This window comes from Streptomyces sp. NPDC088354, from assembly GCF_044753585.1.
Lineage (GTDB): Bacteria > Actinomycetota > Actinomycetes > Streptomycetales > Streptomycetaceae > Actinacidiphila.
In genome coordinates, this window is sequence record NZ_JBIVNJ010000003.1 from 346960 (window position 1) to 370268 (window position 23309).

Sequence of the window (23309 nt, forward strand, 5' to 3'; positions counted from 1 at the left end):
GGCCGGTCCCGCACCGCGCCGCCCGGTCCCCCCGCCGACGTCCGCCACGACGCGGGGCAGCGGCCCCCGGCCCGATACGGAGGCGCGGCTCCCGCGGCGGCGGGGCGGGCATCGACGCCCCGCGCCGTGCCCCCACAACCCGCGCAGCGGAACCCGCTCGCACCGACGGCGCTCGCTCCCGCGGCCAGGAGCCATGCCCGCCCGCCGCCGGAGCCTGCTCCGCCCCCACCCGAAGGCTCGCGAGCCCCCCGCCAACACCCACCACCCGGCACGGCAGCGGCGCCCGCACCCCTCCTCCCCGCGCAGGTCGTCATCGAATGCGCATCCAGGGCATCGGTCGCAGACGCCCGGCCCTGTGCAGAGCCTCGGCACCTGCGACTACGGGACTGAGACCGCCACGCCCCGCGCCGTACCCCACAACCCCGCGCAGCGGGACCCGCTCACACCGACGGCGCTCGCTCCCGCGGCCAGGAGCCATGCGCCTGCCGCCGGAGCCTGCTCCGCCCCCACCCGAAGGCTCGCGAGCCCCCCGCCAACACCCACCACCCGGCACGGCAGCGGCGCCCGCACCCCTCACACGGGCAGCAGGCGCCCGGCCCGATACAGAAGCGCGGCTCCCTCGGGCCAGGAGCAATGCCGCCTGGGTAACAGCGCCGCCCAGCGGCCCACCTGACCGGAGGCCTCACGGTCCCCGCCGACGGCCCACCCAGCAGGGCAGCGGCGCCCGCACCCCGCCCCCTCGCGCGCGTCGTCGCGCCCCCGGCATCGGTCGCGGACGCCCGGCCCTGTGCGGGGCCGCAGGCTCCCGCGACTGCAGGACCGGGACCGCCACGACCCTCGTTCTGCCAGGCACGAAGGCTCGCCCCCGGGCACGGCAGCGCCGCCCGGGGCCCCGGCGTGGGAGGAAAGGTGGACGCCCGGCCCGACTGGGGCCGCGCGACCCAGGGGCAACACCCCACGGACAGCAGCACCGGCCGGCCGTCCACCCCCCGGGGTCCGCCGGGCACGACAGGCCCGCCCCGGCGCATCGGCAGCGGACGCGCAGACCGACACGGAGCCGCAGGCTCCCGCGGTGGCGGGGGCCGGTCACCGCCACGACCCGCCGCCTACCGCCACCCGCGCAGCGCGACCCGCTCGCACTGACGGCGCGCGCGCTCGGCGCTATGTTGGCCTCGGGAGGAGTATCCGACGGAATGAGGGCATGATCCCGAACGAAGCCTCCGCCCAGGAACCGCGAGCGCCATCGGAGCAGCCCGGAGAGGACAGGCTGCGGCTGCTCCTGTCCACGGGCGACGACCAGGGCGAACGCGATGCGCTGCGGCTGGGGCTGCAGCAGGCGGTGGGCGCCCTGGCAGGGCTGGGCGGGCTGGCGCACCTGCGCGGACGGCAGGCCCGCGGCGGGGTTCCGCTGCGGCTCTCGACCAGCATCGGGCTGCCCCGGAACCTCACCCGCGGCTGGGTCTACCTCGCCGACCACGACCGCACCGCCCCGGGCAGGGCCACCGCGGAGAACATCCGGCTGTGGCTGCCCACGACCGCGGACACCCCGGGCCCCCTCCCGCCGGGCTCCGGTGTCGCGGCGGTCCCGCTGCCCGGCTCCGAGGGCCCGCTCGGCGCGCTGTCGGTGGTGACGGCCGGCGACCTGCCGCCCACCGACGGCCAGTGGGACCTGCTCGAACGGATCGCGGCCTGGGTGGCCGACCGGCTCGGCCGGCCCGCGCCCGCCGAGCCGCGCCAGCGCTGGCGCCTGGCCGAGCGCAGGCCCGGTACCCGGCTCCCCACCACCGCCACCGACGTCGGCGTGGGCACCTGGGAGTGGAACGTCCGCACCGGCGAGGCCTTCCTCGACGACGCCGCCCAGCACGTCTTCGGCATGCCCCCCGACATGTACGACGGGCGCATCGAGACCTGGGTGGAACTCGTGCACCCCGAGGACCTGCCCTGGGTGATCGCCGACGCGGAGGACGCCGCCCGGGCGGTCGGCGGCTACGCCGCCGAGTACCGGGTGCGGCGCCCCGACGGCGGCTTCCGCTGGGTCCAGGCGCGCGGGCGCAGCGTCCACGGCGACGACGGCAGGCCTTTGCTGCTGCGCGGGGTGCTGTGGGACAGCACCGAGACCCGGGTCGCCATGGACACGGTGGGGCGCGCGCTGCGGCACATGAGCGACGGCTTCCTCGCGCTCGCCCCGGACGGGCGGATCATCTTCGCCAACGCCCAGGCCGATCGGCTGCTCGGCACCCCCGGCAGGACCGGCGGCCGGATCCTGTGGGACCTGCCCGGGGTCGGCCCCTCGGCGCTGGAGGCCCGCTGCCGGGAGGCCGCCCGGTCCGGGACCCCGGTCAGCGGTGACATCGCCTGGGACGGCGGGCAGCGCACGTACCGGGCCCGGGTGATGCCCGTGCCCGACGGCCTGACGGTCTACCTCACCGACGTGTCCGAGCGGCGCAGGGCGGAGGAGGCGCAGGCCAAGGCCGCTCAGGGCGCGGCGGACCGCGCCGCGCACATCGGGCGGCTGACCACGGCGCTGGCCGAGGCGGTGACGGTGAACGACGTCGTGCACGCCGTGGCCGAGCGCGTCCTGCCGTTGTTCGACGCGACCGGTCTGATCATCCAGACCCTGGAGGGCGACTTCCTGCGCGCCGTCGGCTTCGTCGGCTACCCCCCGGACCTCATGCGGCGCACCGGGCGGGAGCAGCTGACCCCGGGCACCCCGGGCGCCGACGCGCTCCGCGACCGGATGCCGCTCTACATCACCTCGGCCCGGGAGTACGTCTCCCTCTACCCGAACCGCGCCGAGCTGCGCGAATGGGCGCAGAAGCATGCCTGGGCGTTCCTGCCGCTGATCGTCTCGGGCAAACCGGTCGGCTGCTGCGTCGTCTCCTTCTCCGAGCCGCGCCCGTTCACCGAGGAGGAGCGCACCCTGCTCACCGCGCTCGCCGGGCTGATCGCCCAGGCGCTGGAGCGTGCCCGGTTGTACGACGCCGAGCACGGCAGGGCCCAGGAGCTGCAGCGCGGGCTGCTCCCCCGCACGCTGCCGGTGCTGCCCGCGGTCACCGCCGCCGCGCGCTACCTGCCGGCCACCGAGGGCACGACGGCCGGCGGCGACTGGTACGACGTCATCCCGCTCTCCGCCGACCGCACCGCGCTGGTCATCGGCGACGTGATGGGCCACGGCATCTCCGAGGCCGTCACGATGGGCAGGCTGCGTACCGCCGTACACACCCTGGCAGGTCTGGAACTGCCGCCCGACGAGCTGATGGCGCACCTCAACGACCTGGTGAGCGATCTCGGCGACGACTTCTACGCGACCTGCCTGTACGCCGTGTACGACCCCGCGGCGGGGCGCTGCGCCCTGGCGCGGGCGGGCCATCCACCGCCCGCGCTGGTCCGTCCCGACGGGACCGTCCACTTCGTCGGCGGCCCGCCCGACCCCCCGCTGGGAGCGGCCACGCCGCCGTTCGCGCTGGTGGAACTGGAGGTGCCGGACCGCAGTCTGCTGGCCCTGTACTCCGACGGCCTGGTCGAGTCCTCGCGGCGGGACATCGACACCGGCATGGCCGAGCTCGCCGAGGTGCTGACCCGGGCCCTCACGCTCACGCCCGCCGCGCCCGGCAGCGGGGGGCGGCACGACGACCGGCGGCTCGAAGTGCGCCGTCTGAAGCGGCTGTGCGAGCAGGTGTGCACCGCGCTCGGCCTCGGCAAGGGGCACGCCGGCGACGACGCGGCGCTGCTGATCGCCTGCGCCCACGCGCTGGCACCCGAGGACATGGCCTCGTGGTCGCTGCCCGAGGAGCCGGTCGCCGCCGGCCAGGCCCGCGACCACGTACGTCGGCAGCTGGAGCGGTGGGGCCTGGACGACCTGGTCACGACCACGGAGCTGATCGCCAGTGAGCTGGTCGGCAACGTCGTCCGGCACGCACGCGGCCCCGTGGGCCTGCGGCTGATCCGCAGCCGCAGTCTGGTGTGCGAGGTGTCGGACGGCAGCCTCACCACTCCCCGCATCCGGCACGCCGCCCCCAGCGACGAGGGCGGCCGCGGACTGCAGTTGGTCGCCGCGCTGTGCCAGCGGTGGGGCACCCGCTACACGCCGTACGGGAAGAGCATCTGGACCGAGCAGACGATCCCGGAGCCGGACGCACGGCCGGGGCCCTGATCCGCCGCCCACTCGGCCGGGGGTGTCCACGGGCGGCGCGCGCCCGCGGATTACCCTCGGCGGCAGCGATCAAGAACCGACCGGCGGAGCACCGGTCCCGAGCCAAGGAGCCGAGCGATGCGCATCGCAGTGCTGGACGACTACCAGAGGGCGGCCCACCGCTTCGCCGACTGGAACGCCCTGGGGGCGGAGGTCGTCTTCCGCCAGGACCACCTCGACACCACCGATGCGCTGGTCGCGGCGCTGGACGGGTTCGACGTGGTGGTGGCCATGCGGGAGCGCACCCCGTTCACCGCCGAGCGCTTCGCGGCGCTGCCCGCGCTGCGGCTGCTGGTGACGACGGGCATGGTCAACGCGTCCATCGACCTGGAGGCGGCCCGGCGTCACGGGGTGACGGTCTGCGGCACCGACAGCCCCGCGCACGCCACGGCGGAGCTGACGTGGGGGCTGATCCTGTCGCTCACCCGGCACATCCACCAGGAGGCGGCCGGGATGCGCCGCGGCGAGTGGCAGCACAGCATCGGCGGGGACCTCGAGGGCCGGACGCTCGGGATCGTGGGCCTCGGACGGCTCGGGGCGCGCGTCGCAGCGATCGGCACCGCCTTCGGGATGCGGGTGCTGGCGTGGAGCACCCACCTGGACCCGGCCAGGGCGGCCGGGCACGGGGCGCTGGCGGTGGACAAGGAGGAGCTGTTCTCCACGTCCGACGTCGTCTCCGTGCACTACAAGCTCAGCGAGCGCAGCACGGGCCTCGTCGGTGCCGGGGAACTGGCCTGGATGAAGCCGACCGCGCTGCTGGTGAACACCTCCCGCGGCCCTCTTGTCGACAGGCCCGCCCTGGTCGCCGCCCTGCGCGAGGGCCGGATCGCGGGCGCGGCGCTGGACGTCTACGACATCGAGCCGCTGCCCCCGCGGGACGAGCTGCGCACCCTGCCCAACACCCTGCTGACCCCGCACCTCGGCTACGTCACGGAGGCCACGTACGACGTCTTCTACCGGCAGGCCGCCGAGGACATCGCGGCGTTCCGCGACGGAACGCCGCTGCGGGTGCTGACGTCCTGAGCCCTGCGGGCGGGTTTCGCGGTGGCCCGGAAGGGCAGGTGTACAACTGTTCACTGAAATCGCGGAGCAACCGGGAAGGACCGGCATGCTGTTCCTGGTGGCCGCACTGGCCCTGTTCGGGCTGGTGCTCGGACCCGTCGCACAACTGCCCCTGCACATCACCCTCGTCGCGGCCGCCGCCATCGGCGTCTGGCTGGCCCTCTACGGGATCCGCGGGCGTCTGGCGCACCGCGGGGAGCTATGACCGTGGCCGCGGCCCCGGCACAGACGCGCCAAGGGCGGGCGGTACCGGGGCTGTTCGGCGCGGCCGGCCTGATCGTGCCGGCCACGGTCACCGCGACCGGCCACACCTCCGTCCGGTCGCCGTGACCCCGGCGGGGGGAGGACCCGCCGGCCCTCCCCCGGCAGACGGTCTCCCGGCTCAATGGCCGCGGGCGATCCACTCGTCGAGGTGCGGTGCCTCGGCGCCGATGGTGGTGCTGTCGCCGTGGCCGGTCCGGACGACCGTCTCCGGCGGCAGGGTCAGCAGGCGCTCGCGGATCGAGTCGACGATGGTGGGGAAGTCCGAGAAGGACCGCCCCGTGGCGCCCGGGCCGCCCTGGAAGAGGGTGTCACCGGTGAAGACCGTGCCGAGCCCGGGCGCGTACAGGCAGACGGCGCCCGGGGCGTGGCCCGGGGTGTGCAGGACGGTGAGGCCGGTGCCGGCCACCGCGATCTCCTGACCGTCCGTCAATTCGCCGTCGGGGGCGCGGTCGGGGTGCGTGTGCTTCCACAGCGGCAGGTCGTCCCCGTGCAGCAGGATCGGCGCGCCGGTCAGCGACGCGAGCGCCGGGGCCGCGTCGATGTGGTCGTTGTGGGCGTGGGTGCTGACGATGGCGAGCAGGCGCCGCCCGCCGAGCGCGCGGGCGATGGCCTCGGCGTCGTGGGCGGCGTCGATGACGATCGCCTCGCTGTCGTCGCCGACGAGCCAGACGTTGTTGTCGACGTCCCAGGTGCCGCCGTCGAGGGAGAAGGTGCCGGAGGTGACCAGGTGGTCCACGCGGGCGGCCATCAGAAGACCACCACCGAACGCAGGACGTCGCCGCCGTGCATCCGCTCGAAGGCCTTCTCCACCTCGTCCAGGGCGATGGTCTCGGTGACGAAGGCGCCCAGGTCGAGCCGGCCCTGCTGGTACAGGTCGATGAGCACGGGGAAGTCGCGGGAGGGCAGGCAGTCGCCGTACCAGGAGGACTTCAGGGCGCCGCCGCGGCCGAAGACGTCCAGCAGCGGGAGCTCCAGCTTCATCTCCGGGGTGGGCACGCCGACCAGGACGACGGTACCGGCCAGGTCGCGCGCGTAGAAGGCCTGCTTGTACGTCTCGGGGCGGCCCACCGCCTCGATCACGACGTCGGCGCCGAAGCCGCCGGTCAGCTCGCGCACCGCCTCGACCGGGTCGGTCTCCTTGGAGTTGACGGTGTGGGTGGCGCCCAGCTTCCTGGCCGTCTCCAGCTTCCGGGGATCGACGTCGATGGCGATGATCTTCGAGGCGCCGGCCAGCCGCGCACCCATCACGGCCGAACCGCCGACACCGCCGCAGCCGATGACGGCGACGCTGTCGCCGCGGCCGACGTTGCCGGTGTTGAGCGCGGCTCCGAGGCCGGCCATGATCCCGCAGCCGAGCAGCCCGGCGACGGCCGGGCTGGCGGCGGGGTCGACCTTGGTGCACTGGCCCGCGTGGACGAGGGTCTTCTCCGCGAAGGCGCCGATGCCCAGGGCCGGGGACAGCTCGGTCCCGTCCAGCAGCGTCATCTTCTGCTTCGCGTTGTGGGTGTTGAAGCAGTACCAGGGGCGGCCGCGCAGGCAGGCGCGGCACTGGCCGCACACCGCGCGCCAGTTGAGGACGACGAAGTCCCCGGGGGCCACGTCGGTCACGCCCTCGCCGACGGACTCCACGATGCCGGCCGCCTCATGACCGAGGAGGAAGGGGAACTCGTCGTTGATGCCGCCCTCGCGGTAGTGCAGGTCGGTGTGGCAGACCCCGCACGCCTGGATCCTGACCAGCGCCTCCCCCGGCCCCGGGTCGGGCACGACGATCGTTTCCAGGCTGACGGGGGAACCCTTCTCCCGGGCGACGACGGCACGGACCTGGTGGGCCATGGGGTACTCCTCGGCTGGTACGAATCCTGGGACGGACGTTTCCCGTCGCGGCACACAACGCGCATATCGCGACGCAAGCATCGGCGACTCCGGACAGAGCGGTCAAGGACCGCGCGGCCCGGCCCGGCCGGCCCGGTCCATTCTTACCAGGGATCTTGCCGGCGGGCCCCGCGCCGCGGACCGGGCCCCGCCGGCCGCCCTCCGGCGCCGCGAGGTTCTCCTCCGGCGCGTGCGGGTGCGATGTACGCGGCCGCCCTCGCAGCCGCCGCACAGCCCGCCGCCGCCGTCCTGCCGGCACGCGGAGAGACCTGGGGGCATCGGCGCGCCGGACGAGTCCGCCGGGGCGCGCGGCCACGTCCCGCCTTTGCCGGGAGCCCGCCTCGGCTCCACCGCGGCGGGCCCCGCAGGGCAAGGACCGCCGGTCAGGCGGTGTGCATCAGCACGCGCGCGCCGCGGTCGCCGGCCGCGCGCGCGGCCGGCAGCAGAGCGGCCGTCACGGCGACCGTCACGCACACGAAGCCGACCAGCAGGAGCGCCGTCCACGGCGGCGACTGGGCGATGCCCGCGCCGACACCGCTGGACCGCCCCTGCAGGTCGATCAGCCAGTCCGAGGCGTACACCCCGGCCGTGACACCGGTGACCGCGGCCGTCAGCGCGGTCAGGCCGATGCCCGTCACCACCGTCGCCACCGTCTGCTGCGGCGTCAGGCCCACCGCGCGGTAGGCCCGCATGTCGCGGGCGTGGTCGCGGATGCCGGTGCCGACGGCCGTGGAGAGCTCGGCCAGCGCGATCAGCGCCAGCACGGTCACCAGGCCGATGACGACCCCGCGCACCGGGGAGAGTTCGGCGCCGGGCCCGGCGACCTCGCGCACCTCCAGCCCGCCGTCCGAGACCTCCGACAGCCGCGTGCGCACGGCCGTCCGGTCCGCGTCCGGCCGTAGCACCAGGCTGTAGTACGCGGGGCGGATCGAGTCGTCCTGGGCGCGGAGCACGTCCAGCGGCGCCGAGATCACCCGTCCGCCGTGCCCGGTCTCGATGCTGCGCCCGACGATGTGGAGGATGTGCGGGGTCCCGCCCACCGTCACCCGGACCCACTGGCCGACGCCGGCGTGCAGTGCGTCGAGCAGGCCCTGCCCGGCCACCGCCTCGTCCGGACCGGTGGGACGGCGGCCCTCGGCGACGGCGAACGGGTAGGGGTCGGCGACGGTGCCGATGCCGCGCAGCGTGACGGACTGCGACTGGCCGGGTGCCAGCGCGGTGAGTTCGGCGCCCGGGTGGACGGCGGTGACGGCGGGCTCCGCGGCCAGCAGCCGGTGCACGGCCGCGTCCGTCAGTCCGTTGGGCCGCGCGGTCAACGCCCCGGCTTGGCCGACCTGTTCGGGATGGTGCTCGAAGCGGTCCAGGGTGGCCCAGGTCCCCAGCGCGACGGTGATCATCAGTACCGGGAGCGCCAGCCGGGCGACCGCGACCGCCGACCGCAGCGGGCGGTGCAGCACTCCCCGGCAGCCCAGGACGAGGGCGGGCGGGGTGCGCAGCCGCAGGGCGGCCCGCGCCGCACCCGACATCCGCCGCCGCCCCGGAACGGCCCCGCGCGCGGCGGGAATCGGCGGCACCCGGCCGGCGCGCCACGCGGCGAGCACCGTGGCCAGGGCGATGACCAGCACGGTCGCGGCCGCCGTGCCGGGCAGCGCCCAGGTGTGCTGCGGGAGCCCCTGCCACAGCGCGACGGCCTCGCCCATCGGGCCGGGGATCCCCGGCGCCAGGGTCTCCGCGGCCACCGCGCCGAGCAGCACCCCGGCCGTGGCCAGCACGGCGTGCTGCACCAGGAACATCCGCACGACCTGCGCCGGGGTGAAGCCGACGGCCTTGAGCACCGCGATGTCGCGCACGTACGCCAGCACCCGCGTGCCGATGCCGCCGGTCACCGCGATCGCCGCGGCGAGCAGCGCGGCCAGCCCGAACAGCCCGAGCAGCAGCCCGAGAAGGTGGTTGTCGCCCTCGGCGTCGGCCCGCGCCTCGCGCCAGGTGGAGACCGTCAGCACGCGGTCCGAGCCCACGGCGGTGACGGCCCGCTGCACGGCGAAGGCGGTGTCGGCCGGGTCCGCGAGCCGCAGCCCGACCGTCTCCCCCGTGCGTCCGGCTGCCGGGCCCAGAGCGCCGATCAGCGTGGCGGAGGCCCAGCCGACGCCGGGTGTGTCGCCCGGGGCGTAGCCCGGCTCGGCGGTCGCGGCGACGCCCACCACCCGTACGGTGGTGCGCCGTCCGGCGCCGGTGACGGTGATCTCGTCGCCGGGCTCGGCCCACAGCGCGGTGGCCACCGACCGTTCCAGCACCACACCGTCGCCGGCGCCGCCGTCGAGCCAGCGGCCGCGGTCCATCAGCGGCCGGCCCACCTCCGGCGGGGTGGCGCCGGAGGCGCGCAGGTCGAGGGCGGCCTTCTCACGGCCGTGCTGGGCGGTGACGGTGACCGTGCGGAAGGGGCCGGAGACGGCGGTGACGCCGTCCAGCCGGGACAGCGCCGCGGTGCCCTCGGCGGTGCCGGAGCCGGTGGTGCGCAGCCACACGTGCGCGCCCTCCGTGGCGGTGAACATCCGCTGCCAGGGGTTGGCGGCGTAGACCAGCAGCGCCACCGACAGCAGCAGCGCCACGGTGATCCCCGCGGTGGCCAGGACGATGGACAGGGCCTGCCCGCGGTGCGTGCGCAGATCGGCGAGGGCCCAGCGGACGGTGGCGCGCACGGCGGTCAGCCCCGCAGTTTCACGACGTCGGCGGCGGCACGGGAGGGCCGGGCGCCGGCCGAAGGACCGTCGAGGACGACGTCGTCGACGATCTCGCCGTCGAAGAGGCTGATCACCCGGTCCGCGGCGCTGGCCACCTTGGCGTCGTGCGTGACCAGCAGGATGGTCTGGCCGCGTTCGTGGCAGCGGGCGAGCAGCCGCAGCACCTCCCGGCTGCCCCTGCTGTCCAGGCTGCCGGTGGGCTCGTCGGCCAGCAGCAGGGCCGGGCGGTTGACCAGCGCCCTGGCCAGGGCCACACGCTGCTGCTCACCGCCGGAGAGGTCGGCGGGGGTGCTGTCCTCCTTGCCCTCCAGGCCCAGTTCGGCCAGCAGTTCCTGGCGGGCGGCGCGCACCTGGCGCGGCGAGCGGCCGGCCAGCAGGGCGGGCAGTTCGATGTTGTCGGCGACGGTGAGGGTGGAGACGAGGTTGAAGAACTGGAAGACGATGCCGACGCCGCGCCGCCGCAGCACCGCCCAGCGGGCCTCGCTGAGTTGGTCGACCCGCTGCCCGTCCAGCCATATGCGGCCGCGGTCGGGGCGTTCCAGCCCGCCGAGCAGATGCAGGAGGGTGGACTTGCCGGCGCCCGACGGCCCGGTGACGGCGACGAACTCGCCGGGCCGCACCTCCAGGTCGACCCCGCGCACCGCCCTGACCTCGCCGCCGTCCACGCGGTGCGTCTTGACCAGTCCCTCGACCCGGAGCATGTGGGGTGCCCGCGGGAGGGGCGGTTCGGCCCGTCTCATTCCAGCTCCTCCTGGCAGCGCTCCAGCCAGTCGAGGTCGGCCTGCAGATGCAGGGTGGCGCCCTCGATGAGCAGTTGCGCGATGCGGTTGTCCCGGTCCTCCCCCGAGGCGAGCCGCGACATGGCCCGCATCAGGTTGAGGTAGTGGCGGCGCTGCTTGTTGATCAGGGAGACCTGGTCGGCCATTCCCGTGGCCGGGGCGAGGGCGAGCTTCATGAAGAACTCGTCGCGCACCCGGGGTTCGCTGGAGGGCTCCTCGAACCAGGCGGAGACGGCCTCCCGCCCGGCGTCGGTGAGTTCGTAGATCCGCTTGTTGGGCCGGCCGGACTGGGTGACGTCCTCGCCCCGGATCAGTCCCGACTTCTCCAGGCGCGCCAGTGTCACGTAGATCTGGCCGATGTTCGGCTGGGGATAGGCGGCGCCGAAGAGCTTCTCGAGCTCCGTCTTGAGCTCGTAGCCGTGGGCGGCCCCCTTGGCGAGCAGTGCCATCAGGGGAAGGCGCACGCTCGTCCCGCCTCCTCCCGGCTACCTGCGTGTTAGGGGCTCCTGTCGCCCCGGCCCGTCGTCGAGCAGGTCATATTGCCGCAATGGCTAGTATCGCGCATGTCCAACAGGTATACATGGCCCTTCGGACGACGACGACGTCGAGCCGGTGCGGGACCTGGAGGACGACATGCGCTGGGGGCGGGCCGCGAGAAGGACGCTGCTCGTCGCTGCGCTGCTGCTGACCGGGTACGGGGGCGCGGGCGCCCGCGCCGCCGACGGGCCGCCCGGCGAGGGCGGCCGGGGGCCGGTGACGCTGGCCACCGGCCGGGATCTGACCGGCTACCTGCAGCACGTCCTCGACGGCTGGAACCGCGCCCACCCGCTGGAGCGGGCCACGCTCGTGGAGCTGCCGGAGGCGGCCGACGAGGTGCACGCGCAGATGGTGGACAGCCTGCGGTCCGGCAGCGACCGGTTCGACGTCCTCAATATCGACGTCGCGTGGACCTCGGAGTTCGCGGGCGCGGGCTGGATCGCGCCGGTCGACCCGCGCGGGCTGCCGCTGGACCGGCTGCTGCCCTCGGTCGTGGACACCGCGACCTTCCACGGGCGGCTGTACGCGGTGCCGTACGTGACCAACGCCGGGCTGCTGTACTACCGCAAGGACATCCTCGACCGGGAGCACCTGGCGCCGCCGCGCACCTGGGCGCAGCTGGAGGAGCAGGCGAAGACGCTCGCCCCGGCGTACCGGATCGGCGGCTACGCCGGGCAGTTCCTGCCGTACGAGGGACTGACGGTGAACGTCACCGAGGCCGTGCAGTCGGCCGGCGGCGGCATCCTCGGCGGCGAGGGCAGCCGGGTCACCGTCGACTCGGCTGCGGCGCGCGAGGGGCTGGGCTTCCTGGTGCGCGGGGTACGCGAGGGCTGGATCCCGCGCGCGGCGCTGCGGTTCAAGGAGGAGGAGTCCCGGCGCGCCTTCCAGGACGGCGAGTTGCTCTTCCTGCGGAACTGGCCCTATGTGTACGACCTGGCCTCCGGGCCGGACTCGAAGGTGGCGGGCCGGTTCGGCGTGGTGCCGCTGCCCGGCCCGGACGGTCCGGGCTCCAGTGTGCTCGGCGGGTCCAACCTGGCGGTCAACGCGCAGACCCGGCATCCGCGCACGGCGGCGGATCTGATGGCCTACATGACGGGCGAGTCCGTGCAGCGGCAGGTGCTCACCGAGGGCTCGCTGCCGCCGGTGTGGGCGGACCTGTACCGGGACCCCGTGCTGGTGCGCCGCTACCCGTACCTGCCGGTGCTGGAGCAGAGCGTGCGAGCGGCCAAGCCGCGCCCCAAGAGCGCACGGTACGAGCAGGTGAGCCTGGCGGTCGCGGCGGTGAGCCGGGACGCGCTGGCGCAGCACGCGACGCCGGCGCAGGCGGTGGCGCGGCTGGACCGCGAGCTGCGGGAGATCGTGCGGGGCGGCTGACCCCCTCTCCCCTCCGATAGTTACATGTTAGGTATGCGGCTGGGGCGAGCCCTGTCGCTCGTCCGGCATCTATCGCCGCAAATACCCCCAGCTGACGCCTCCTGTCGGCAACTCCATTGACATCGCGCCGAGATGCATACCTAACATGCATGTATAACGAGCCCGTTGACGCGGCGTGCCGTGTCGTTCCCGCACCACTCCACCGAGGAAAGGACCCTCCCCGATGAAGCGCACGCTCGTCGCGGCCACCGCCCTGTGCGGCCTGGCCCTCACGACCACCGCCTGCGGCGGCGACACCAAGGCCGCCTCCGACTCCGGTACCGGCTCCGGCGGTCAGCAGCTCAAGGGCCAGACGGTGACGGTCGCCGCCGTGTGGACCGGCACGGAGCAGAAGAACTTCCAGAAGGTCCTGGACGGCTTCACCGCGAAGACCGGGGCGAAGGTGAGCTACGTGTCCACCGGCGACAACTTCGCCACCGTCCTCGGCAGCAAGATCGCGGGCGGCGACTCGCCCGACGTGGCCATGGCCCCGCAGCCCGGCGTGGTCCAGCAGTTCGCGGGCAAGGGCTGGCTCCTGCCGCTGTCCCCCGCCGTGAAGAGCGCCGCGGAGCAGAACTTCGCCAAGGTCTGGCAGACGTTCGGCACCGTCGACGGCACCTACTACGGCCTGTACTTCAAGGCCTCCGACAAGTCGACGGTCTGGTACAGCCCCCAGGCGCTGGACACCGCCGGCGTGCAGCCGCCGAAGACCTTCCAGGAACTGCTGGACGCCGCCGGCGCGATCTCCGACTCGGGCCTGCCCGCCTTCGCCGTCGGCGGCTCGGACGGCTGGACGCTCACCGACTGGTTCGAGAACGTCTACCTCTCGCAGGCCGGCCCGGAGAACTACGACAAGCTGACGCAGCACCAGATCCCTTGGACCGACCCGACCGTCGTGAAGGCGCTCGGCACCCTGGCCAAGGTGTTCGGCAAGGACGACCTCCTCGCGGGCGGCCACAAGGGCGCCCTGGCCACCAGCTTCCCCGACTCCGTCGCGCAGGTCTTCGGCAAGACCCAGAAGGCCGGCATGGTCTACGAGGGCGACTTCGTCGGCGGCGTCGTCTCCGGCGACCTGGGCCGCACGGTCGGCGAGGACGCCAAGTTCTTCCCGTTCCCGTCCGTCGACGGCGGTCCCGCGCCGGTGGTCGGCGGCGGCGACGCCGCGGTGGCGCTGAAGTCCGGCAAGAACACCAAGGCCGGAATGAAGCTGCTGGAGTACCTGGCGACCCCCGAGGCCGCGGCGATCTGGGCCAAGGCGGGCGGCTACCTCTCCCCGAACCAGAAGCTCGACCCGGCCGCCTACGCGGACGACACGACGCGCGAGACGGCCAAGTCCCTGGTCGGCGCCGGGGACACGGTGCGCTTCGACATGTCCGACCAGACCCCGCCCGCCTTCGGCGGCACGCCCGGCAAGGGCGAGTGGAAGATCCTCCAGGACTTCCTGGCCGACCCGAAGGACCCGAAGGCCACCGCGGCGAAGCTCGAGGCCGCGGCCGCCAAGGCCTACCAGGGCTGAGGCCCCGCCATGTCCTCCGCTCTCACCCGCAAGGTGCCGTCCGCCCCGGCGGGCGGCACCGCCCCGCCGGCCGTACGGCGCCGCTCGCGCCGGGCCAAGGTCACCGCGGTCGCCTTCGCGCTGCCGGCGCTGGCACTGCTCGGCGCCCTCGTCGGCTACCCCATCCTCTTCTCGGTCGGCCGCAGCCTCTTCGACGCGAGCGGCGACCGCTTCGTGGGGCTGGACAACTACCAGGAGATGTTCGCCGATCCGGCCACCTTGAAGGCCGTCCGGAACACCGCGATCTGGGTCGTGGTCACCCCGGCGCTGCTCACCGGCGTCGGCCTGGTCCTGGCCGTGCTCACCGAACGGATCCGCTGGGCCACCGCGTTCAAGCTGCTCATCTTCATGCCGATGGCGGTCTCCTTCCTCGCCGCGGGCATCACCTTCCGCCTGGTGTACGACCAGGACCCGCAGCGCGGCGTGCTGAACGCGGCCGCGGTCGCGATCCACGACTCCTTCACCGACGCCTCGGCCTACCCGGGTGCCCGGCCGCGCGGCGACGACGTGCTCACCGCGTCCGACGGCGGCTTCCGGACCGTGACGCCGGCGGAACCCGGCCAGACCGTCACGCTCGGCCTGGTGGGTCTTCCGCCCGCCTCGATCCCCGCGACGGCCCGCCCAGCGGCACCCCCCGCGACCGGTGAGGACACCGTCAGCGGCGTGGTCTACCTGGACTTCGTGCCGGGCGGCGGCGGCACTCCGGGGCAGGTCGACCCGCAGGAGAAGGGCCTGCCGCACATGAGGGTCGAGCTGATGAAGGACGGCGGGGTCGTCGCGACGACGACCACCGCGGACGACGGCTCGTTCCGCTTCACCGACGCCGCGGGCGGCGGCGAGGTCCGGCTCCCGGCGAAGAACTTCGCGCCTCCGTACGGGGGCGTCTCCTGGCTCGGCCCGACACTGATCACCCCGGCGATCATCGGTGCCTACGTGTGGATCTGGACCGGTTTCGCGATGGTGCTGATCGGCGCCGGGCTGTCCTCGCTGCCCCGCGAGACCCTGGAGGCCGCCCGGGTGGACGGCGCGACCGAGTGGCAGATCTTCCGCCGCATCACGGTGCCGCTGCTCGCGCCCGTGCTCGGCGTGGTCTTCGTGACGCTCGTGATCAACGTGATGAAGGTCTTCGACCTCGTCTACATCATCGCGCCGGGCCCGGTGCAGGAGGACGCCAACGTGCTGGCCCTGCAGATGTGGCTGGTCTCCTTCGGCGGCGGCAACAACCAGGGCCTGGGCAGCGCGATCGGTGTCGTCCTGCTGCTGCTCGTGCTCCCCGCGATGGCCCTCAACATCCGACGCTTCCGCAGGAGTTCGCGATGACCGTGCAGAGCGCCGCGCCGCGGCCCGCACCGCCCCGCACACCCGCCACCCGGACCGGCGGCGGCCCCGGCCGGCCCTCCGCCGCCCGGCGGATCGCCTCCTGGCTGCGCAGCGGGCTGGTCCAGGCGCTGCTGACCGTCGTCGCGCTGATCTGGCTCACACCGACCGCCGGGCTGTTCGTCTCGTCGCTGCGCAACTCCGACGACACCTCCACGTCCGGCTGGTGGAACGGGCTGCTGCACCCCGGGTCGCTCGGCTTCGGCAACTACTCGGCCATCCTGGCCGACAGCAGCATCACCCAGGCCTTCTGGAACACCGTGCTGATCTCGGTCCCCGCGACCGCGGCGGTCGTGGTGCTCGCCGCGCTCGCCGGATACGCCTTCGCCTGGCTGGAGTTCCCGGGCCGGGACTGGGTGTTCCTGGTCGTGGTCGGCATGCTGGTGGTGCCGGTGCAGATCGGGCTGCTGCCGGTCGCCCGGCTCTTCGGGGCGGTCGGCCTGTTCGGGACGACGGCCGGCGTGGTCCTCTTCCACGTCGCGTACGGACTGCCCTTCGCGATCTTCCTGCTGCGCAACTACTTCGCCGAGATCCCGCGCGAGATGCTGGAGGCGGCGCGGATGGACGGCGGCACCGAGTGGACGATCTTCCGTAAGCTCGTGCTGCCGGTGGGCCGTCCGGCGATCGCGAGCCTGGCCATCTTCCAGTTCCTCTGGGTCTGGAACGACATGCTCGTCGCGCTGATCTTCGCGGACCCCGGGTCGCAGCCGCTCACCGTCGCCCTGCAGTCGCAGATGCGGCAGTTCGGCGCCAACATCGACGTGCTGGCGCCGGGTGCCTTCCTGTCGCTGATCGTGCCGCTGGCGGTCTTCTTCGCCTTCCAACGGCACTTCGTGGAGGGGGTCATGGCCGGTTCGGTGAAGTGACGCCCTGACTGCCGACCGCCGGGGCGGACCGTCGGGCCGGGGCGGCGCAGACGTCGGAGGACTTGCTTGCCAGGTGGTCCATACCACCTTAGAGTCGGCCCCGCAGGCCGGATCCCTCCGATGTCCGCGCCGTCCCGGCCCGCCCGTGCGTCCCCGACCGGCAAGGACCCGCCGCCATGCCCATGCAGCCCTGGTTCCCCGACGCCAAGCTCGGCATCTTCGTCCACTACGGGATCTACGCGGTCGACGGCGTCGCCGAGTCATGGTCCTTCTACGACGGCCGGGTCGGTCACGAGCAGTACATGCGCCAGCTCGACGGCTTCACCGCCGCCCGCTACGACCCGGGGTCCTGGGCCCGGCTGTTCGCCCGCGCGGGCGCCCGGTACGCCGTCCTCACCGCCCGCCACCACGACGGCGTCGCGCTGTGGGACACGGCCGAGGGCGACCTTTCGGTGGCACACCGCACCCCGGCGGGACGCGACCTGATCGGCCCGTACGCGCGGGCGTTGCGCGAGGAGGGCCTGAAGGTCGGCCTGTACTACTCGCACTCGGACTGGAACCACCCCGACTACGCCAGCGTGATCCACCCCGACCCGCCCCTGCCGGACGTCTCCACCAGCCGCTGGGTGGTCCCCGCGGACGGTCGGCAGGACCCTGCCGCCTGGCGCCGCTACCTCGCCTACCGGGACGCCCAGGTCTCCGAGCTCGTCACGCGGTTCCGCCCCGACCTGCTGTGGTTCGACGGCGAGTGGGAGCGCAGCGAGGAGCAGTGGGGCCTGGACGCGCTGGCCGCCGTGATCCTGGCCGGGAACCCGTCGACCGTGCTCAACGCCCGGATGATGAGCCACGGCGACTACGCCACCCCCGAACAGGGCATCCCGGTCGAGCCCCCGACCGGGCCGTGGGAGCTGTGCCTGACCGTGAACGACTCGTGGGGTTTCCAGCACGGCGACCACCGCCACAAATCGGTGTCCCGGCTGGTCCGCTACTTCACCGAGACCATCGGCGCCGGCGGCAACCTGCTGCTGGACGTCGGTCCCCGCGAGGACGGCACCATCACACCCGAGCAGACCGAGCGCCTGGAGGGCCTCGGCGCCTGGATCGGCGCGCACTCCGACGCCGTCCACGGCACGGTCGCCGGACTGCCCCCCGGTCACCACTACGGCCCCAGCACCCTGTCCGCGGACCGCCGCACGCTGTACCTGGTCTGCTTCGACACCCCGAGGGAGGCCGTGTCGGTACGGGGGCTGCGCAACCGCGTCCGCCGTGTGACGGTGGTCGGCACCGGCACAGAACTGGGCCACGACGTCACCGGCGGGCTGCACGAGGTACCGGGCGTCACCTGGATCGACGCCCCGCCCGCGACGGACCTGGACCCCCACGCGACCGTGCTCGCGGTCGAACTCGACGGCGAACTCGACCTCTACCGCGGCACCGGCCGCTCCTGACCCGCGGGCCCCGAAGGCCCGGCGGGTCACGCGGAGCGGTCGAGGTCCTCGGCCCGCACGGCGTGCGCCAGGGGCACGCCGCGGACGCACCGCGCGATCCCGTCGATCGCCGTGTCCGCCGGCCGGGCCGGCTCCTCCGCGAGGCGCACGTCGGGCGGGTTCCACAGCGGGAAGCCGGCGGGCAGTGGCTCGGGATCGGTGACGTCGAGGACGGCGTGCGGGCGCCCGGCAATCGCTTCGGCGGTGAGCGCGGCAGTGTCCACCAGCGTACCGCGCGGTGTTGACCAGGGGCGGCGACGTCGCGCGGCCGGGGTGCGCGCACTCGTCGCCGGAACGGTGCGGGGCAGGCTGCACGAGGAGCACCGTCCTTGGGGCGGGCGGGCGGACCAGGCGAGCCGCCGCCGCCCTCAGCGGGGCACCGACCGAGGCCAAGGATGCGCGAAGCCCGGCGCAGGGGACGGACGAGGTCAGCGGTCCGGTTCGGCCACGCCCTTGTGCACCTGCTCGCGCACGTACCGCGGATACCAGTCGGTGAAGCGCACGGCGAGCACCAGCAGCGCGATCGGGAGCACCCAGTTCAGCCAGTCCGTGCCCGCGGTGACGTGCACGGCGACCAGCCCCAGGACCGCGGTGACCAGGAAGACCCCGCCCCACACGAGCGTCAGCACCCGGTTGGTGCGCTGGAAGGCGGGCGTGCCCCAGACCTCCCGGGGCGTCGACTCGCGGGCGTACTGCTCGGTGAAGGGCACGAAGGCGAGGGACCCCAGGGCGACGGCCGCGATGACCGCGTTGGCGAGCACCTGCGCGTAGGTCTCCAGCCACAGCAGGTCCTGCCGGTCCAGGGACAGCCCCAGCAGCGAGACGACGGTGAAGAAGACGATGCCGGTGACGTCCAGCAGCTTCACACTGCCGTGCGCGACGTCCGGCACGCTCAGCACGACGGACGCGACGAGGCCGACGAGCGCGGCGAGTTCCCAGGTGCTGGGCCCGGCGACGATGTCGAAGGCGATCCACGGCACGAACGCGAAGAAGACCCCGGCGCGCCCGCCCGGAGACCGCCGCGCGGCGTGCTTCCCCGCACCGCGCGCGGCCCCGGACTCGCCGGCGTCGTCCCCGTCCATGGCGCCTCCCGCCTGCCCGTTCCGGCCCCTCCATGCTGCGGCACACGCCCGGTGCCCGCATGTCAGGGCCGACGGCGCGTCAGGACGCCGCGGCACCCGGTCCGTCGGGAGGGGGACGGTCAGCGGCCGCCGGCGAGCGCGGACTCGTATCCCGGCAGGACGACGTCGCGGATGAGCGCGTTGCGCTCGTCGAAGGGGATGAACGCGCTCTTGAGCGCGTCCACGGTCGCCTTCCGCAGGTCCGCCACCGTCCAGCCGGCCTCCGTGACGAGGCGTTCCATCTCGCGTGTCATCGTCGTACCGGACACCAGCCGGTTGTCGGTGTTGACGGTCACCCGGAAGCCCAGGTCGCGCAGGAGGGTGATGGGGTGGCCGGCCACGGAGACCGCCGCGCCGGTCTGCAGGTTGGAGGTGGGGCAGACCTCCAGGGCGATGCGGCGGTCGCGTATCCAGTGGGCGAGGCGGCCGAGCTTGCCGTCGACGATGTCGTCGGCCAGCCGGACGCCGTGGCCGATCCGCAGCGCCCCGCAGACCTGCACGGCCTGGTGGATGCTGGGCAGGCCGTGGGCCTCGCCCGCGTGGATGGTGAACGGCACGTTCTCCTCGCGCAGGTACGCGAAGGCGGCCAGGTGGTCGGCGGGCGGGAAGCCGTCCTCGGCGCCGGCGATGTCGAAGCCGACGACACCCGCGTCCCGGTAGGTGACGGCCAGGCCCGCGACCTCGCGGCTGCGGTCGGTCATCCGCATCGCGCACAGCAGCGTGCCCACCCGGACCGGGGTGCCCGCCGCGGCGGCCTTGGCCATACCCGCGGCCAGGCCCTCCTGGACGGTCTCCACGACCTCGGCGAGCGCCAGCCCGCTGTGGACGAGCAGTTCGGGGGCGTAGCGGACCTCGCCGTAGACCACGCCGTCGGCGGCCAGGTCGAGGACGTACTCCTCGGCGACGCGCAGCAGGCCCTCGCGGGTGCCCATCACGGCGATGGTGTGCTCGAAGGTGGCGATGTAGCGGACCAGGTCGCCGGAGTTGGCGGCGTCGTAGTACCAGGCCGCCAGCGCGGCGGGGTCGGTGGCGGGCAGCGTGTGCCCGATCCGCCCGGCCAGTTCCACGAGTGTCGCCGGGCGCAGGCCGCCGTCGAGGTGGTCGTGCAGCACGGCCTTGGGCAGCCGGCGGACGAGATCGAGATCGGTGTCGGTGTCCGTGTCGGTGTCGGTGGCGGTGGCCGTGGTCACGCGGTGTGCTCCTGGTCGGCGGTCGCGGGGGCGGCGGGCTGGAGGAGGTCCCAGCGGTTCCCCCAGGGGTCCTGGAAGACGACGACCGAGCCGTACGTCTCGTGGCGGGGCTCCTCCAGGAAGGTCACCCCGGCGGCGCGCATCCGCGCGTAGTCGCCGGCGAAGTCCTCGGTGTGCAGGAAGAAGCCGACCCGCCCCCCGGTCTGGTCGCCGACGCGGGCGAGCTCCGCCTCGTTCTTCGCCCGTGCGAGCAGCAGCCCGCTGCCCTCCCCGGCGCCGCGCGGGCGCACGACCACCCACCGGCCGCCGCCGGGGCGCGGCTCGTCCTCGGCCAGCTCGAAGGCGAGGGGGCCGGTGTAGAAGGCGATGGCCTCGTCTTGGTCGGGGACGACGAGGGTGACCAGGGCTATGCGGGACATACGGTCACGTTATACGTAACACCTGGAGCCGGGCAAGGCAGGCCTTGGCGGGCTTCACGCGTCCGCCGCGGCGTACACGCGGCGGCCGTCGACGAAGGTCTGCAGGACCCGGGTCTCCGCGACGGCCTCCGGCGGGCCGGCGAAGGGGTCGCGGTCGAGGACGACGAGGTCGGCCAGCTTGCCCGGGGTGACGGTGCCGGTGTCGTCGAGGTGGTTCACGTGGGCGGAGCCCGCGGTGTACGCGGCGACGGCCGCGGCGAGGTCGAGGCGCTGCGCGGGCAGGAAGGCGGGGGTCCCGTCGGGGGCGCCCGGGATGCGGCGGTTGACGGCGACGTGCAGGGCCTGGAACGGGTCCGGGCTGCTGACCGGCCAGTCGCTGCCCGCGGCGAGCGCCGCCCCGGAGCGCAGGAGGTCGCCGAAGGGGTACTGCCACGCGCCGCGTTCGGGGCCGAGGAAGGGCAGCGTGAGCTCGTCCATCTGGGGTTCGTGGGCGGCCCACAGCGCCTGGATGTTGGCGGCGGCGCCGAGTTCGCGGAAGCGGGCGACGTCGTCGGGGTGGACGACCTGGAGGTGCGCCAGGTGGTGCCGGGTGTCGCGGAAGCCGTTGGCGGCGCGCGCGGCGCGGACCGCGTCCAGGGCCTCGCGGACGGCGCGGTCCCCGAGGGCGTGGAAGTGCACCTGGAAGTCGTGGGCGTCGAGTTCGGCGACGTACTTGGCGAGGTCGGCCGGATCGACGAAGCTGATGCCGCTGTTGCCGGAGACGCAGCCGCAGGCGGTGAGGTAGGGGCCCAGCAGAGCGGCGGTCCCGTTCTCCGCGATGCCGTCCTGCATGACCTTGACGGTGGTGGCACGGAACCGCCCGCGGCTCACCGCCGCACGCCGTTCCAGGAGTTCCGGGATCTGCTCGGCGCCGCGGTCGCGGTCCCACCACAGGGCGCCGACCACGCGGGCGGTGAGCAGTCCCTCGTCGAGAACGGCGTGGTACGCGGGCACGGGGTCGGTCATGTTGGCGTACGTGCCGACGATGGCGTCCTGCCACGCGGTGACGCCGAAGGCGTGCAGCACCGACTGGGCGCGCAGCAGCGCGGCCTTCTGCTCGGCGAGCGTGACGGCGGGCAGCAGGCGGCCGACGAGATGCTGGGCGCCCTCCTGCAGCATGCCGGTGGGGTTGCCGCCGGCGTCGCGCTCGATGCGGCCGTCGGCCGGGTCCGGGGTGTCCCGGGTGACCCCGGCGAGCTCCAGGGCACGGGAGTTGACCCAGGCGCCGTGGTGGTCGCGGTTGGGCAGGAAGACGGGACGGTCGGGGACGACGGCGTCAAGGAGCTCGGCGGTGGGATTGCCGCCGGGGAACGCCTCGAGCGACCAGCCGCCGCCGGTGATCCACTCCGCGCCGGGGTGCGCGTCGGCGTACGCGCCGACCAGCCGCACGTACTCCCCCGAGTCGCGGGCCTCGGCGAGATGGCACTGCCCGAGTTCGAGCCCCGCACCGAGCGGATGGACGTGGGCGTCCTGGAACCCGGGCAGCAGCAGGCGTCCGGCCAGGTCGACGACCTCGGTGCCGGGGCCGATGAGCTCGCGGACCTCGTCGTGGCCGACGGCCGTGATCCGGCCGTCCGTCACGGCGGCACCGGTGGCACGGCCGAGCACGGCGTCCACAGTGTGGACCGGGCCACCGGTGAACACCACGTCGGCATGGGGTCGGGACATGGGGCACGCTCCAAGCGGGGGTCCGGGGCGGGCAGGGACCAGCCGTTCTACACCCACCCGCGCCGAACGCACCACGCCCGGCGCCGGGGTCCGGGCGGCTCGCCGCCGACGTCTCCGCCGCCCACGACCGGCTCGACGTGCTCGTCAACAACGCCGGAGTCGGCTTCCACGCCACCGGCACCGGACGGCTGACCTCCCAGGACGGGCACGAACTGCGCCTGGCCGTGAACCACCTCGCGCCCGTCCTCCTGACCCGCGAGCTGCTCCCGCCGCTGCGCCGTCCGGCACCCTCCCGGGTCGTCGACGTGGCCTCGGTCGGACAGCAGCCGATCGACTTCGGCGACCCCCAATTCACCCGCGGCTGCACCGAGGTCGCCGCCTACTGCCGCTCCAAGCCGGCCCTGATCGGCCACGGACTGGACCTCGCCGAGGAACTGTCCGGCAGCGGCGTCACCGTCAACAGCCTCCACCCCGCGTCCTCCATGCCGACGGCCATGTCCCGTGCGTCCGGCATGGACGTCGTCGACTCCCTGGAGGAGGGCGTGGCCGCCACCCGGCGCCTGGTCGAGGCCCCCGAACTGGCCGACGTCACCGGGCGGTACTTCGACGGCGCGCGGGAGGCGCGGGCCTCGGCCGAGGCGTACGACGCGGAGTTCCGCCGCCGCCTCGCGGCCCTCACGGCGGAACTCCTCGGCACGGACCGCCCGGCGTGAGCCCCGCGGTTGCG

The 23309-nt window shown here is 74.2% G+C and carries 20 protein-coding genes; 10 read left to right on the forward strand and 10 right to left on the reverse strand.

Features of this window, described 5'->3' with window-relative positions:
• Positions 1 to 1201: 1201 nt before the first annotated feature.
• The 4 genes from ACIP98_RS07790 (at position 1202) to ACIP98_RS07805 (ending at position 5584) form a co-directional block, all read left to right on the forward strand.
• Positions 1202 to 4153, forward strand: coding sequence for a SpoIIE family protein phosphatase (locus ACIP98_RS07790; protein WP_401974291.1), 2952 nt, complete (start codon positions 1202 to 1204; stop codon positions 4151 to 4153).
• 117 nt (positions 4154 to 4270) lie between these two features.
• Positions 4271 to 5215, forward strand: a complete 945-nt coding sequence (locus ACIP98_RS07795; protein ID WP_401974293.1) for a D-2-hydroxyacid dehydrogenase family protein — start codon at positions 4271 to 4273, stop codon at positions 5213 to 5215.
• A gap of 85 nt (positions 5216 to 5300) precedes the next feature.
• Positions 5301 to 5459: a hypothetical protein gene (locus ACIP98_RS07800; protein WP_401974295.1), complete on the forward strand. Its 159-nt coding sequence runs from the start codon at positions 5301 to 5303 to the stop codon at positions 5457 to 5459.
• The gene (locus ACIP98_RS07805) at positions 5456 to 5584 is read left to right on the forward strand and encodes a hypothetical protein (protein ID WP_319658021.1); all 129 of its coding nucleotides are present in this window, start codon (positions 5456 to 5458) and stop codon (positions 5582 to 5584) included. The genes ACIP98_RS07800 and ACIP98_RS07805 overlap by 4 nt, the downstream gene beginning before the upstream one ends.
• 52 nt (positions 5585 to 5636) lie before the next feature.
• On the opposite strand, the gene ACIP98_RS07810 is transcribed toward ACIP98_RS07805, so the two are convergent.
• The 5 genes from ACIP98_RS07810 to ACIP98_RS07830 all read right to left on the reverse strand — a co-directional run bounded on the left by ACIP98_RS07810 (position 5637) and on the right by ACIP98_RS07830 (position 11374).
• Entirely contained in the window at positions 5637 to 6266 is a 630-nt protein-coding gene (locus tag ACIP98_RS07810) for an MBL fold metallo-hydrolase (RefSeq protein WP_319658020.1), read from the reverse strand.
• The gene (locus ACIP98_RS07815) at positions 6266 to 7351 is read right to left on the reverse strand and encodes an S-(hydroxymethyl)mycothiol dehydrogenase (protein ID WP_319658019.1); all 1086 of its coding nucleotides are present in this window, start codon (positions 7349 to 7351) and stop codon (positions 6266 to 6268) included. Before ACIP98_RS07815 ends, ACIP98_RS07810 begins: the two co-directional genes overlap by 1 nt.
• Positions 7352 to 7773: 422 nt before the next feature.
• Complete coding sequence (locus ACIP98_RS07820; RefSeq protein ID WP_401974297.1) at positions 7774 to 10089, reverse strand: FtsX-like permease family protein; 2316 nt, start codon at positions 10087 to 10089, stop codon at positions 7774 to 7776.
• A 5-nt stretch (positions 10090 to 10094) separates the two neighbouring features.
• A complete protein-coding gene (locus ACIP98_RS07825; protein WP_319658017.1) occupies positions 10095 to 10871 on the reverse strand; it encodes an ABC transporter ATP-binding protein in 777 nt (258 codons plus the stop codon).
• Positions 10868 to 11374 (reverse strand): PadR family transcriptional regulator, encoded by a 507-nt coding sequence (locus ACIP98_RS07830; RefSeq protein ID WP_319658016.1) that lies wholly within the window; start codon positions 11372 to 11374, stop codon positions 10868 to 10870. Before ACIP98_RS07830 ends, ACIP98_RS07825 begins: the two co-directional genes overlap by 4 nt.
• A 169-nt stretch (positions 11375 to 11543) precedes the next feature.
• Here ACIP98_RS07830 and ACIP98_RS07835 point away from each other — a divergent pair, with 169 nt between their 5' ends.
• From ACIP98_RS07835 to ACIP98_RS07855, 5 genes are all read left to right on the forward strand, one after another.
• Positions 11544 to 12821, forward strand: a complete 1278-nt coding sequence (locus tag ACIP98_RS07835; RefSeq protein WP_319658345.1) for an ABC transporter substrate-binding protein — start codon at positions 11544 to 11546, stop codon at positions 12819 to 12821.
• A gap of 223 nt (positions 12822 to 13044) precedes the next feature.
• A complete protein-coding gene (locus tag ACIP98_RS07840) occupies positions 13045 to 14376 on the forward strand; it encodes an ABC transporter substrate-binding protein (protein ID WP_401974299.1) in 1332 nt (443 codons plus the stop codon).
• Positions 14377 to 14385: 9 nt separating this feature from the next.
• Entirely contained in the window at positions 14386 to 15735 is a 1350-nt protein-coding gene (locus tag ACIP98_RS07845) for a sugar ABC transporter permease (protein WP_319658014.1), read from the forward strand.
• Entirely contained in the window at positions 15732 to 16658 is a 927-nt protein-coding gene (locus ACIP98_RS07850) for a carbohydrate ABC transporter permease (RefSeq protein ID WP_401974301.1), read from the forward strand. The genes ACIP98_RS07845 and ACIP98_RS07850 overlap by 4 nt, the downstream gene beginning before the upstream one ends.
• Before the next feature lie 176 nt (positions 16659 to 16834).
• A complete protein-coding gene (locus ACIP98_RS07855; RefSeq protein ID WP_319658012.1) occupies positions 16835 to 18106 on the forward strand; it encodes an alpha-L-fucosidase in 1272 nt (423 codons plus the stop codon).
• A gap of 26 nt (positions 18107 to 18132) precedes the next feature.
• On the opposite strand, the gene ACIP98_RS07860 is transcribed toward ACIP98_RS07855, so the two are convergent.
• The 5 genes from ACIP98_RS07860 to ACIP98_RS07880 form a co-directional block, all read right to left on the reverse strand.
• Entirely contained in the window at positions 18133 to 18369 is a 237-nt protein-coding gene (locus ACIP98_RS07860) for a hypothetical protein (RefSeq protein WP_319658011.1), read from the reverse strand.
• A 204-nt stretch (positions 18370 to 18573) separates the two neighbouring features.
• Positions 18574 to 19227 (reverse strand): hypothetical protein, encoded by a 654-nt coding sequence (locus ACIP98_RS07865; protein ID WP_401974303.1) that lies wholly within the window; start codon positions 19225 to 19227, stop codon positions 18574 to 18576.
• Positions 19228 to 19346: 119 nt separating this feature from the next.
• Positions 19347 to 20456, reverse strand: a complete 1110-nt coding sequence (locus ACIP98_RS07870; RefSeq protein ID WP_401974304.1) for an adenosine deaminase — start codon at positions 20454 to 20456, stop codon at positions 19347 to 19349.
• The gene (locus ACIP98_RS07875; RefSeq protein WP_319658008.1) at positions 20453 to 20875 is read right to left on the reverse strand and encodes a VOC family protein; all 423 of its coding nucleotides are present in this window, start codon (positions 20873 to 20875) and stop codon (positions 20453 to 20455) included. Before ACIP98_RS07875 ends, ACIP98_RS07870 begins: the two co-directional genes overlap by 4 nt.
• 54 nt (positions 20876 to 20929) lie before the next feature.
• Positions 20930 to 22582: an amidohydrolase gene (locus ACIP98_RS07880; RefSeq protein ID WP_401974306.1), complete on the reverse strand. Its 1653-nt coding sequence runs from the start codon at positions 22580 to 22582 to the stop codon at positions 20930 to 20932.
• A gap of 137 nt (positions 22583 to 22719) precedes the next feature.
• Between ACIP98_RS07880 and ACIP98_RS07885 the strand changes: the two genes are divergently transcribed.
• Positions 22720 to 23295, forward strand: a complete 576-nt coding sequence (locus ACIP98_RS07885; protein WP_401974308.1) for an SDR family NAD(P)-dependent oxidoreductase — start codon at positions 22720 to 22722, stop codon at positions 23293 to 23295.
• Positions 23296 to 23309: the final 14 nt, after the last annotated feature.